The following is a 12992-nucleotide window of genomic DNA, read 5'->3' as shown; positions in this document are numbered from 1 at the left end:
GTGCTCTTTCGGGGTTCGGGGGGCTCGGTCAGTTCGGCGCGTGGACGCCGTTGTTCTTGCCCCAGTCCGCGTTCGTGTCGAACTTCTGGGTGGCGAGCCGGACGGTGCCGAGCACACCGCCGGGGTGGACGTACTGCGGGATCGATCCCTCGAACCGCGTGGCCGAGGCCTGGTCGCCGTACGGCGTGGTGAAGACGACGTCGCCCGGCGTACCGGGATCGGTGAGCTGGAGCTGGTTGAGGTAGAAGTCGCGCTTGGCACCGTTGAACGGCGAGTCCGGCGAGACCCAGTCGTGGGCGCCGGCCGTGATCGCCTCGCTCCACGGGAAGGTGGTGGCCGGGGAGGTCGTACGCCACGCGAGGTCGATCGGGCGGGAGATGCCGTTGGCGGTCGCGGTGCTCTTCGCCGGGTCGTAGTAGCGACTGGGGTCGCGCACGCCGAACCACGGGTCGAACGAGGCCAGCTGCGCGCCGTCCGAGGTGGTGATGGTGTTGTGCCCCTCCCACACCTCGTAGAGGGCCCACTCCTGGGCGTTGCTGCCGGTGGCCCAGGCCTCGATGCACGCGGCCGTGGGGATCAGCCGCCGTCCGCCCTGGCCGGGGGGCAGCGTCGAGCCCACGGTCGCGACCGTCTGGGTGGGATCGCAGTTCGGGTTGAGCTCGTTGGAGTTGCCGAACTTGCCGAGGGTGGAGGTGATCATCGCGGTGCCGTCGTTGCACTTGACCGCGAAGAGCAGCTCGTGGGCGTTGTTGGCGGTGGCGTCCGCGGACCAGGAGCCCTGGTGGGCCTTGATCAGGTAGTCGCACTCGACCTTCGTCGTCGTACCCGGCAGGTAGAGCCAGTTCTTGTCCGCGTCGATCATCTTGACGTTGTTGGCGACGAAGACCTTGTGGCCGGCGTTGTCCTCGTGGCGCATCGAGTGGCCCTCGCCGCCGTGCATGATCCAGTGGTCGAGCTGCTCGCTGACGTAGCCGAACGGCAGACCCCGCGGCTCGCTCGGGCGCAGGTCGGCGGGTGCGTACCAGTCGGCGACCCAGCCGTAGATGTCCGACGTCGTCGGGTCCGCGCCGTGCTCGTGGCCGAAGGTGCAGAGCTGGCCGGTGGCCGGGTCGACGACGCGCGCGGGGTGCCAGGTCGGGTAGACCTTGCCGTCCGGGCCGACCGTCTCGTACGACGCGTGCAGCGTCGCCGGGCAGGTGTCGTAGTCGCCACCCTGGGAGTTCGGCACCCAGTTGCGCTGGGCGTAGGCGACCGAGAGCGCCCGCTCGCTCAGCCGCAGGGCGAGCGGCCGGGTGGTGCGGAACGGGTGCGGGGCCGACTCGGAGACGAGCAGCGCGAAGCCGGTGTCCCACGCCGTGGTGAGGTTCATCGCCACCGCGTGCGGCACCTCGAACGTCACCGAGCCGGGACCACGGCTCAGCGTGTAGCCCGCGGTGATCTTGGGCGTCCCGCTGGCCAGGAGGGTGAGCGTGCCGGCGCAACCCGTCGCGCTGGCACAGGTCAGCGGCACGGTCAGGAGGTGGTCCGCGCCGATCTCGGCGCGTTCCAGGTCCGTGCTGACCTGGGCCGACGGCGTGCGGAGCGTCCCGCTCCGGGTGACGGTGACCCGGTGCGGCCGGAGCGTGGTGACCCGGGCGGTCAGGGTCAGGCCGCCCTCGGCGGCCTCGAGCGCGGCGTGCTGGGCCGGCGTCAGCGTCCACGTGTACGACGTCGTCCGCTGCGCCGCGACGTCGACGGCCAGGCGCGTGGTGCCCACCCCGGCCAGCGTGAGGACGGCGCTCCCCGAGCAGGTCGTGCGCGCGACGCACGCGACGGACACGCCCACCCGACGGTTCGCGTCGACCGTCGTCGGCAGCGACACCTGGACCGGAGCCGCCGCCTTGCGGAGCGTGACCCGCTTCGTCACGGTGACGGTGCCCGGCCGGGTGGTCCGCACCGTGGCGGTGAGGCGCGCGCCGGAGGTCCGGGCCGCGAAGGTCCGGTACTGCGCCGGCGTCAGCACCCAGCGCAGCGTCCGGGACTTCTTGGCGGCGACCTTCCAGCGGAGCCGCTCGGACCCGACTCCCGCGAGCGACAGTGCCGTCGTACCGGAGCAGGCGGACCGGGCCGAGCAGCGGACCGTCACCGTGACGGCCCGGCCCTCGTCGACCACCGGTGTCACCGCCACCGTGACCGGAGCCGCGGCCTCGACGGGACCGGCCAGGCCGGTCAGCGCCACGGCGAGGACGACGAGAAGGACAGCCCGAGGGGTGCGGTGCCGCCAGCGGCGCGCGAGGTGCGACATGTGCTCTCTTCTGTTGGCAGGGCGCGGGCCCTGGAGGGAGTACTTAGGCTAGGGTAACCTAACTTTCTTGGTCAATCCGTGGATCCGGGGGACTCCCGGCCGCGATGAGGAGACCCGTGAGCCAGACCCCGCAGGGCGAGTCGACCTGGGCGCCCACCCGCGACGGCCGGACCCTGCACGCGGTGGTCCTCCCGGCCCGGTCGCCGACCGCCGCGGACCGGCGCCCGGTCACGGTGGTGTTCGAGGCGGGCGCGGCGGCCCGCTGGTCGTGGGCCGCGGTGCAGCCGCCGGTCGCGGACTTCGCGACCGCGGTCGCCTACGACCGGTCCGGACTGGGCCGCAGCGCGCCTGACCCGGCCGGCCGGACCTTGAGCCGGATGGCCGACGACCTCAACGACCTGCTCGATCACCTCGAGGACGGAACGGCCGGCCGCCGCTTCGTCCTGGTCGGTCACAGCGCCGGTGGCCCCCTGGTGCGCCTGGCCGCGGCGCGGCGTCCGGCCCGGGTCGGAGGACTCGTGCTGGTGGACCCGACCGACGAGGCGGCGGCGGTCCTGTTCGGTCCGGGCTTCCGGCGCCTGGAGCGCACGGCCCTCACCGTGGGCGGCGCGTTGGCGAGGGTGGGCCTGCTGCGCCTCCTCTACCGCGGGCTGGTGCGATCAGCCCCGGACGACGTGCGGCCCGCGCTGCTGGCCGAGGCCTTCACCGTCCGGGTGATGGCGACCAGCCGGGAGATCCCGGTGACCGTCGTCTCGGGCGCCCGCACGGGGGACGGGATGAGCGCGGCGATCCGGGCCGAGGCCAACGCCGCGCACGCCGTCCGTGCGGCGCGGTCGCCGTACGGGCGGCACGTGCTCGCGGAGCGCTCGGGGCACTACGTCCCGCTCACCGACCCGGAGCTGATCGTGGACGAGGTGCGCAGGCTCGTCCACCGGACGGAGGGGCTCGCACCTGACTAGGCTGCGCCCCGAGAGGTGGTGCGCCATGACAGCCCCGTCGTCGCGACGTCTGGCGGCGTTCGCGGTCGTGCTGCGCGGCTGGCGGGAGTCCGCCGGGTTGACCCAGGCCGAGCTGGCGGAGCGCTCGGGGGTCGGGGTGCGGACGGTCAGCAATCTCGAGCGCGGGATCAACACCTCGCCGTACGCCAGCACGGTGCGGCTGCTGGCCGATGCCCTGGGGCTGACCGAGGACCAGCGCACCGAGCTGCTGCGGGCGGCGCGCCGGGGCGTGGATCCGGCTGACCCGGCTGACCCGGGTGGGGAGGGGGCGCTGCCGACCGGCGGGTACCTCGGGGCCGTTCCGGTGGCGCGGCTGGTGGCCCGGGAGCGGGAGTGGGCGGCGCTCGCCGAGGCGGTGGGTGCGGTCGGTGCGGTGCCCGGGGGGCGGGGGCAGGTGGTGCTGCTGGCCGGCGAGCCCGGGATCGGCAAGACCCGGTTGGCCCAGGAGCTGGCGCTCCACGCCGCTCGGGAGGGCTTCCTGGTGGCGACCGGTCGGTGCTACGAGCCGCAGCGGGAGATGCCGTTCGCGCCGATGCTCGACGTGGCGGCCGCCCTCCAGGCGGGTGCCCGGGCTCCGGAGCGCGATGGTGTGGTCGATCGCTGGCCGCCGCTGGTGACCCTGCTGCCGCACCGGCTGCCGCCGGTCGCGGCGGCGGCGACGGCGCCGGACGCCGCGCAGCGGCTGCACCGGGCGGTGGCCGGCTTCGTGCGCGAGCTCGCCGCCGAGCAGCCGGTCGCGATCCTGGTCGACGACCTGCACTGGGCCGATGTCGCCACGGTGGAGCTGCTGACCCACCTGGCCCGGCACACCCCCGGTGACCGGGTGCTGCTGGTGGGCACCTATCGCGACACCGAGGTCGGCCTCACCCATCCCGTACGACGCCTCGGCCGCGCGCTGCAGCGCGAGGGACTGGTCCGCGTGGTGCCCGTACGCCGGCTCGAGCCCGCGGACACCGCCCGGCTGATCACCGACCGGCTCGACGAGGCGGAGGTCGCCGGCGAGCTCAGCGCCCTGGTCCACCGCCAGACCGACGGCAACCCGTTCTTCGTGGTCGAGACCCTGGCGGCGCTCGCCGAGCGGGGCGACCTGGCCCGCGTGGACGGCGCCTGGGTGGGGCGGGGGATCGACGAGCTCGTGGTGCCGGCGAGCGTGAGCGAGGCGATCGTCGAGCGGGTCCAGCGCCTGACGCCGGCGACGCAGCGGGTGCTCGAGGCGGGCAGCGTGCTCGGCGAGGTGTTCGATCCGGCCGACCTGGCCGAGGAGCCGGGCCTCGAGCAGGCGCTCGACGAGGCGGTCGCGGCGGGGCTGCTCACGGTCGAGGGCGGCCGCTACGCCTTCGACCACAGCCTGACCCGGCAGACCCTCTCGGCCGGGCTGTCCCCGATCGCCCGCCGCCGCCTGCACGGGGAGGTCGGCGCGCGTCTCGCCGACCGGCCCGCCGCCGTACGACGGCGCCGGTCGACGGAGATCGCCCGCCACCTCGAGGCCGGGGGTGAGCCGGGCCGTGCGGTGCCGTTCCTGCTCCTCGCGGGCAACGTGGCGGCGGGGCTGCACTCGCCGGGCGACGCCCTGCGGCACTACGGCCACGCGCTGGAGCTCGCCGCCGAGGTCGGGGACGAGGCGGCGACGGCCGCGGCTCGCGAGGGGCTGGGGCAGGTGCAGCTCACCACGGCCGGGTACGACGAGGCGGTCGACCACCTCAGCCGGGCCGCGGACGAGCACCGCCGGCTCGGCGACCTCGGCGCCCGGCTGCGTGCCGAGGGGCTGCTGGCCCAGGCCCAGTACCGGCGGGGTCAGGGCGAGGCGGGCGCCGTCCGGCTCGCGGAGGTGCTGGCGGGCCTGGAGCAGGAGAGCGGCCCGGACGAGCACGTCCCGGGGCTGTCGGCGCTCACCGTCGGTCTGGCCCGGGTCCGGCTCGCGCTGGGCCAGCGCCGGCCGAGCCTGGAGGCGGGCACCCGGGCGGCCGCGCTGGCCCGGCAGGAGCAGGCGGTCGCGAGCGAGGCGGACGCCGAGGCGCTGCGCGGCACCAGCCTGCTGTTCCTCGACGAGCCCGACGAGGCGGTCGCGGTGCTCACCCGGTCGATGACCCTCGCCCGGAGCGTGGACGCCCCCAACGTCGAGAGCGGCGCGATCCTCGCGCTGCAGTGGACTCTCACCATGCGCGGCGAGCTCGACCGGGCGCGGGCGATGGCCGTGCGGGGACTGGAGGTGACGCGCCGATCGGGTGACACCGATGCCGAGGCGCTGCACCTGGCCAATGCGGGGCTGACCGCGTTCTACCGGGGTGACTGGGACGAGGCGCAGCGCCACCTCGAGACCGCCATGGACCTGGCCCGGGCCCACGCCCGCACCCTCTTCTCGGGGATCCCGCCCGCCTACCTCGGCGTCCTGCGCGCGGCCCAGGGCGATGTCGCCGGCGCCGCGATCTGCTTCGACGACGCGGCGTCGGCGCCCAACCTGCTCACCTTCGAGTTCGAGGCGTACGTCGAGGCGCGGCGCGCGGCCCTGGAGCTGGAGGCCGGCAACCCGCGCACGGCGCTGGCCCGGCTCGAGCCGTGGCTCACCGTCGAGGCCCCGACCCAGATCCACGACGTGATGCTGCTCGGCACCGCGGCCGAGGCCTGTCTCGCGCTCGGCGGTGCCGCCGACCTCGACCGGGCAGAGGTCCTCGTGGCCCGGGCCCAGCGCCGGGCCGCGGCCACCCGCAACGTGATCGACGGGCTCGACGCCGACCGGGTGCAGGCGCGCTGTCTGGCGGTCCGCGGTCACCGCGAGGCGGCGGCGCGGATCCTGGAGGAGACGGCGTCCCGGGCGCGGGCCGTGCCGTGCCCGGCGGCCGAGGCCCGGGTCCACGACGACCTCGCGCGTCTCGGCTGAGCGCTGCACCGACCCACCGACTGCCCACCGACTCGTCCGAGCGCGGTGTCCGGGGCCGCCGGGACTCCTAGCCTCGACGCGCGGACCGACCGGCAGACCGGGCGGCGCACGGATGAGCGAGGAGCTGCATCGTGGGGATCCAGCACAGGTACCAGCCACGTCGGACCGGGCTGTTCGTGCTCGCCGCCGCACTCGTCCTCTCCGCGACCCAGGCGGCCGCCCCGGCCACGGCCCGGGTGACGAGCGAGGCTCCGCCGGACGACGACACGATCCTGATCCAGACCAACCCGCTGGTCGCGAGCACGAGCGTCCCGCCGCTGACGGTCAACGAGAACATCGGCACCGGGTCGATCACGGTCACCAACCCCGGTGGCACCGCGCCGACCACCCAGCAATGCATCCAGGGCAGGACCGACGCGGCCTTCTGCCTCGGCACCTCCGACCAGCTCGTCTACCCCGACGACACCCAGCTCGGTCCGATCACCATCACCGACGCCCCCACCCAGGAGAGCGGCCTGCCCGGCTCGGACCTCGACTGGATCATCGACGACGCGGTGAGCAGCGTGGCGCGCACGCACGGCGTCCGGGCCGACGACCTGGTGCGCAGCTACGCGCGCCCGGAGATCCGCGCGTTCGTGGCGATGCGGATCAACAGCATCCTCGACAAGAAGCTGTATGGCGAGCCGATGTCGCCCCAGGAGGACCGGGCCTACGTCGCGCTGGAGGAGATCTACAAGGCCAAGCTGGTCGCGAAGTCCAAGCGCGCCCTGCGCGAGTACGACCTGTGGTCCGCGAACCCCTGCGGCTACCCCGTGCCGGCCCCGCCGCCGGGCCTGCCGTACGTCGCGAACGACGTCGCGGCGAGCCAGGCCTGCCTGCCCAACCAGCTCGTGCAGGCCTTCAAGCTGATCAACAACACGCCCCCGGTCGAGGTCTTCGACGCGTGGGCGAGCTACCGCAACCCCTCGCCGCTGGTGGCCCACGGCAGCGACCCCGAGGTCGTGCGGATGCTCGGCGACACGATGGACAACTACGTCACGCTCGGCAGCCTGGGCGCCGCCCTGGCCGTCGGCGGCGCGACGGGCACCGCGATCACCGCGCTCAACCTGGCGCTGATCCACATCTGGTACTGCGAGGCGAGCACCAACGGCGTCATCACCTGGACCCTGGCCAGTGGTGGTGTCGCCTCGGTGGTCGCCGCCGTCGTGATCGCGGCGCTCGTCGCGGCCATCGCGATCTGGAAGATCGTCGAGGACGCCAAGCCGGGCATCGAGCTGCGCCGCCGGGTGACCGGTGCCGTCGCCAACGACGACCCGTTCGGGATCGAGGCCAGCCAGGCCGACTACGCCGGTCTGGACTACGCCAGTGACGACGGCCCGCAGGACCCGGCCGACCCGGCGAAGAAGGCGCTGATCCACCAGGAGGACTTCAACCGGCAGCTCGCCTCCAACACCTACGAGTGGATGATGTTCGACGGCGACGGGGAGCTCGTGCCCGACCCGCTGACCGGGTGGAACGAGGCCGGGACGACCACGGAGGGCGACCTCAAGCTCACCGACGACGGCAACGGCACCGTCTACGACCCGCTGGTCGTGCTGGCCCCCGACGGCACCCGCGACCGCACCGGCAAGCAGGTCTCCGGCTACCGGGTCAAGGTCGCCCGCGGCTGGCTCCTCGTCGCGACGCAGTACCTCGGCGAGCCTCCCACGAACGTCTACGAGCCGCGGACGAGCCTGCGGTACCGGACCCCGTCCGGCGGCTCGGCGATGGTCTCGCTGTGGCGCGACCTCAACCCCGGCGGCTCCGCGAAGACCCGGTTCGTGCACACCCGTCCGCTCGCCGCGGGCGAGGAGCCGATCGTCGAGGGCGCGAACTTCGAGCCGACGGTCAGCGACACCTGGACCCTCTCGTCGATCGGCTTCGCGACCCGCACCGTCCGGCTCGACGCGGCTGCTGCCGAGCCGGTGCTCCCGCCGATCTCGGTCGTGCCCAGCGCGCAGGGCTCGATGGTCGCCGGAACCGACGTCCGGCTGAAGGCCAACCTGTCCGACACCGCCGACGGATCGGGCACCTTCGCCTGGACCCTCCAGCGCCTCGACGAGTCGGGCGCGGTCGCGCAGACCATCCCGATGCCGGCCGGCGTACCGGCCAACTCGCCCGGCTTCCCGGTCAAGCTCAGCGCTCCCGGTCGCTACCGCGCGATCGTCGACTATGCCGACACCTCGCCGGTCCAGCACGCCGCCGGCCGGGTCGAGTTCACCGTGCTGCCGCCCGAGCCGGAGATCACCGGCACCAGTGCCAGCGACCCGCCCACGGTGCGCGACGACCGGGTCCTCGACGGCTCGCTGTCGCTCGACCTGCGGATGAAGCAGAACACCCCGACCGACACGTTCGACGTCCAGGTGGAGTGGGCCGACGACGCCCGCGGCAACAAGGTCGTGCGGAACTACACGGTCCAGTGCGTCAACGTCGGCGCGGACACCTGTGACACCGGACCGCTCCCGGTCCCGGCGCCGGGGGCGCCACCGGTCAACCCGCAGTGGAGCGGGTCCCCGACGTACCGGATCCCGGACGACCAGGACTTCCTGCCCCAGGTGACGGTGCGGATCAGCAACGGCTACGGGAACGCGGTCACCCGGGTGTTCCCGATCACCGGCGACCACCGGCCCTCCTACGACGACCTGACGCCGTCCGCGGTGATGCCGGCCGGCACCTTCTCCCGGGTCGACCTCGTCGAGGTGTTCCCCTCACCGCTGCTCACCGAGAGCCAGAAGCTGACGATCCTGCCGTACGTCTCCGCGATCGCCGACCAGCTGCCGGCCGGCGTGCACGCCGACATCGAGAAGCGCGCCGGGCGCTGGTACCTCCAGCTCGCCGGGACGCCGCAGGCGGACGCGATCGGGGCGTACACGTTCTACTTCCCCTTCGAGCAGGAGCCGCTCGGCAAGGCGCTCCGGCCGGCGCCCGCGCTGGCGACCCTGGAGGTCAAGGCCGCCAAGGAGCCGGGCTACCGGGCGGTGCTGCGGGGCACGCCGTCGGAGTTCCTCGACCGCCAGTACCGCAACACCTATCCCGACTACCGGGTGCAGGTCACGCAGGTGCTGGCCGACGAGGGCGCCGCCTACGGCACGTTCACCGGGACCGTGAAGTGCCGGCTGACGGCCGGGCCCCGGGTGATCTTCGACAAGCCCTGTGCCGCGAACGCGCGGTTCCCGTGGCCGGCCGAGCGCTACAGCGACGTGCTGGTGGCGTCGACCTACCTGCAGTCGGCGACCCAGCCGCTGTCGGACGACGGCGCCTACGCGGTCGAGCTGGGCACCCGGTTCGTCGACCCGACGCTCACCCGGATCGACGCCCCGGCGGGCATGATCCGCTACCGCCTGGCCCTGCGCGACCGCGACGCCGTGCAGCCGCCGTACAGCGGGTACCAGGTGCGGTGCTCGGTCGACGGTGCGGCCGCGGTCCCCTGCTTCGGCAACGGGACGCTGACCCTGCCGCTGAAGAAGGGCAACCACGGACTCGAGGTCCGGGTGGTGGCACCCGACCAGGCGGTCGGGACGGCGCGCGCCGTCTGGCGGGCCGAGGCCGCCGCCGGCGGCGTGAAGGTCACCGTGCCGGGCAAGCCCAAGGCGCGCGGCGCCAAGGTGCTGGTGGCGGCGAAGGGCCTCGTCCCGGGCGAGCGGTACGTCCTCCGGATCGGCGGTACGAAGGTCGCGACCGGCAAGGTGGCCACGAACGGGACGGTGCGGGTCACGGTCCGCATCCCGCGCAAGGCCCGCCTCGGCAAGGTCAAGGTCGTGGTCCGGGGGATGACCTCGGCGGCCAGCGGCAAGGCCACGCTCCGGGTGACCCGCTGACCTGACCCGGACCCGGCTCAGACCGGCCGGACGCAGCTGCACTGCGCCGCGGCGAGGGTGCCCGCACCGACCAGGTCGGGCACCGGCACCGGCGCCGGCGCCGGCTCGCCCGGGACCGCGACCGGCACCGACACCGGGACCGCGGCGCCGCGCGGCCACAGCACCAGCGCCGCGACCGCGCCGGCCGCCGCGAGCACCGCGAGGATCGACCAGGCGGGGGTGAGGCCGGCGTTCGTGCCGACCCAGCCCGCGATGGGGTAGGTGACCAGCCAGGCCAGGTGGGACAGCGAGAACTGGGCGGCGAACACCTCGGGGAGGGCGTCGGGCTCGACGGCGCCGCGCAGCACGCGTCCGGTGGGGGTGACGATGAGGGCCATGCCGCCGCCGATCAGGACCCAGACGACGGCGGTGGCGGCCCAGGAGGTGGCGTCGGTCGCGGTCAGGGTCACCGCGCCGACGACCCCGGCCACGAGGACGCCCGCGCCGGCCATCATCACGGCGCGGTCGGCGACCCGGTCGAGGACGCGGGGGAGGGCGAGGGCGACGAGGAGGGTGCCGGTCCCGGAGGCGGCGAGCATCCAGGCGACGGCGGCCTGGCTGCCGCCGAGGACGTCGCGCACGTAGTTGACCGTGCTGACCACGACGATCGCGCCGGCCGCGGCGACGACGAGGTTCAGGGCGAGGATGCCGCGCAGGCGGGGGATGCGGGCGAAGAGGCGGGTGCCGGAGGCGACCCGGTCCCAGGCGTTGGTGTGGGTGCTGGGGCGGGCGTTCGGGATCCGGGTCGAGAGCACGAGCCAGGCGGAGGCCGCGAAGCCGATCGAGGTGCCGACGAAGAGCCAGTTGAACGTCAGGAACGTCAGGGCGACGGCGGCGAGGACCGGGCTGAGCAGGCTCTCCATCGTGTACGCCACCTGGGACGCCGAGAGGGCGCGGGTGTAGTCGGCCTCGTCGGTGACCAGGTCCGGGATGACGGCCTGGAAGGTCGGGGTGAACGCCGCCGACGCCGACTGGAGCACGGCGATCAGCACGTAGATGTGCCACACCTCGCTGATGAACGGCAGCGCGAGCACCACGCCGGCGCGGACCACGTCGAGGGCGACCAGGAACAGGCGCCGGGGCAGCCGGTCGACGTACGCCGCGGCGAGGGGGGCGATGACGACGTACACGACCATCTTGATGGTCAGCGCCGTCCCGAGGACCGCGCCGGCGTCGGGGCCGGCGAGCTCGTAGGCGAGCAGCCCGAGCGCGACGGTGGCCAGCCCGGTGCCGAACAGCGCGATGATCTGGGCGCTGAACAGCCGGCGGTAGTCGCGGATCTGGAACACGCTCACGGCGCTCCCCTTCCTGGTCGAATGGCCCGAGCATATACCCCTAGGGGGTATGTGTCGAGATGAGCGCGACCGACCGGGGCGGATAGCCTGCGGGCACGTCCCGGTCCCCTCGCCGAAGGTCCGCCATGCCCGTCCCCACCGTCGCGTCGCTGTGCGCCACGCTGGGCCACCACCTGGTGCCCGCGGCGGGCTTCGAGGCGCCGGCCACCGAGGTGACGGCGGTCCACATCAGCGAGCTGCTGGAGCCGGGGGCCTACCTGTCGGGGGGCGAGCTGCTGCTGACGACGGGACTGGCGCTGCCCGCGGACGACGCCGGCTGCACCGCGTACGTCGAGCGGGTGCGGGCCGCGGGGGTCTCGGCCCTCGCGCTGGGCCTGGGCCCCGTGCACCGCACGGCGCCCGCGAGCCTGGTCCACGCCTGCCGGGCGCTCGGCGTCCCCCTGCTCGTGGTCCCGGCCGCGACGCCCTTCCTCGTCGTCTCCCGCGCCTACTGGACCGCCCGCTCCCGGACGACGGAGCGCCGCCTCCACGACGTCGTCACCGCGCACCGGTCGCTGGTCGAGGCCGCCACCGCGCCCGACCCGGCGACCGCCGTGCTGGGCCGGTTGGCGCGGTGGCTGGACGGGTGGGCGGTGCTGCTCGATGCCGACGGCGAGGTGGCGCTGGCGCAGCCGGACGTCGCGGCCGACGAGCTGCAGGTCCTCGCCGCGGAGGTCGCGCGGCTGGAGATCGCGGGCGTGCACTCCTCGGCGTCGTTCGTGGTGGGCGAGCGGGTGGTGGTCGTCTTCCCCCTCGCCGTCGGCAGCCAGGTGGTGGGCTTCCTGGCGGCCGGTGGCCGGCGCCAGATGGACGCGGTGCAGCGCCAGGTGGTGCACACCGCGGTGGCGCTGCTCAGCCTCGACGCCGTGCGCCGACGGCAGGTCGCGTCGGCGACGGCGGCGACCCGGCGCTGCGTGGCGCTGCTCCTCGACCTCGGGCTGGTCGACGCGGCCCGCCGTCTCGCGGCGGTGAGCGAGTGCCCGCCGCCCGCGCGTGAGGTCGCGGTGCTCGTGGTCCGCGGGCGCGACACGGAGGTGCTGCTCGAGGTCGTCGAGCGGTGGTGCCCCGGCGGGCTCGGCGTCCTGGAGGACCGGACGTCGGCGTGGTTCTTCCTGCCGGCCGGGCACGGTCCGGTCGCCGACCTGCGCCGCCGGCTCGACGCGGTCGACCCGTCGGCGGTGCTGGTGCTCTCGGACCTGGTCGCGGTCGAGGGCGCCGGGGTGGTGCGGGCGCGGCTGGTCCAGGAGGCTCAGGCGCTCGAGCCCGGCGCGAGCGTCGACCTGCGCCGCGACGCCGCCCGGACGGTGGCCGCGGCGGTCGACCGCTTCGTCGCGGAGGCGGGCGCCGAGCAGGCCGCGGCGCTGGTCGCCTTCCTGCGGCACCGCGGGCACTGGGGTGCCGCCGCAGACGCGCTCGGGCTGCACCGCAACACGCTGCGCTACCGGGTGGACCGCGCGGTCGAGGTGCTGGGCCTCGACCTCGACGACCCCGACGTCGCCGCCGAGACCTGGTTGGCGCTGCGGGACCGCGGCCTGACCCGCTGATCTTCGGCATTCCGACAGAACCGTCGTCGATTTCGTCAGGATCGCCCAAGACGCTGCG

Annotated in this window: 6 protein-coding genes; 4 read left to right on the top strand and 2 right to left on the bottom strand. The window is 74.5% G+C overall.

Going from position 1 to position 12992, the window contains the following annotated elements:
* Nucleotides 1-28 precede the first annotated feature (28 nt).
* A complete protein-coding gene (locus CCO04_RS10920) occupies nucleotides 29-2284 on the bottom strand; it encodes a hypothetical protein (RefSeq protein ID WP_215814176.1) in 2256 nt (751 codons plus the stop codon).
* Nucleotides 2285-2400: 116 nt separating this feature from the next.
* Here CCO04_RS10920 and CCO04_RS10915 point away from each other — a divergent pair, with 116 nt between their 5' ends.
* The 3 genes from CCO04_RS10915 (at nucleotide 2401) to CCO04_RS10905 (ending at nucleotide 10017) form a co-directional block, all read left to right on the top strand.
* Nucleotides 2401-3243, top strand: a complete 843-nt coding sequence (locus CCO04_RS10915) for an alpha/beta fold hydrolase (protein ID WP_215814175.1) — start codon at nucleotides 2401-2403, stop codon at nucleotides 3241-3243.
* A 25-nt stretch (nucleotides 3244-3268) separates the two neighbouring features.
* Nucleotides 3269-6160: an AAA family ATPase gene (locus tag CCO04_RS10910; protein ID WP_215814174.1), complete on the top strand. Its 2892-nt coding sequence runs from the start codon at nucleotides 3269-3271 to the stop codon at nucleotides 6158-6160.
* Nucleotides 6161-6291: 131 nt separating this feature from the next.
* Nucleotides 6292-10017 (top strand): hypothetical protein, encoded by a 3726-nt coding sequence (locus tag CCO04_RS10905; protein WP_215814173.1) that lies wholly within the window; start codon nucleotides 6292-6294, stop codon nucleotides 10015-10017.
* Nucleotides 10018-10034: 17 nt separating this feature from the next.
* Here the strand turns inward: CCO04_RS10905 and CCO04_RS10900 are convergent, their stop codons facing one another.
* Nucleotides 10035-11351: an MFS transporter gene (locus CCO04_RS10900; RefSeq protein WP_215814172.1), complete on the bottom strand. Its 1317-nt coding sequence runs from the start codon at nucleotides 11349-11351 to the stop codon at nucleotides 10035-10037.
* A gap of 125 nt (nucleotides 11352-11476) precedes the next feature.
* Here CCO04_RS10900 and CCO04_RS10895 point away from each other — a divergent pair, with 125 nt between their 5' ends.
* On the top strand, nucleotides 11477-12934 hold the full coding sequence (locus tag CCO04_RS10895; protein ID WP_215814171.1) for a PucR family transcriptional regulator: 1458 nt from the start codon (nucleotides 11477-11479) through the stop codon (nucleotides 12932-12934).
* Nucleotides 12935-12992 lie beyond the last annotated feature (58 nt).

This window comes from Pimelobacter sp. 30-1 (assembly GCF_018831735.1).
Lineage (GTDB): Bacteria > Actinomycetota > Actinomycetes > Propionibacteriales > Nocardioidaceae > Nocardioides.
This window is presented reverse-complemented; position numbering and strand designations above follow the sequence as displayed.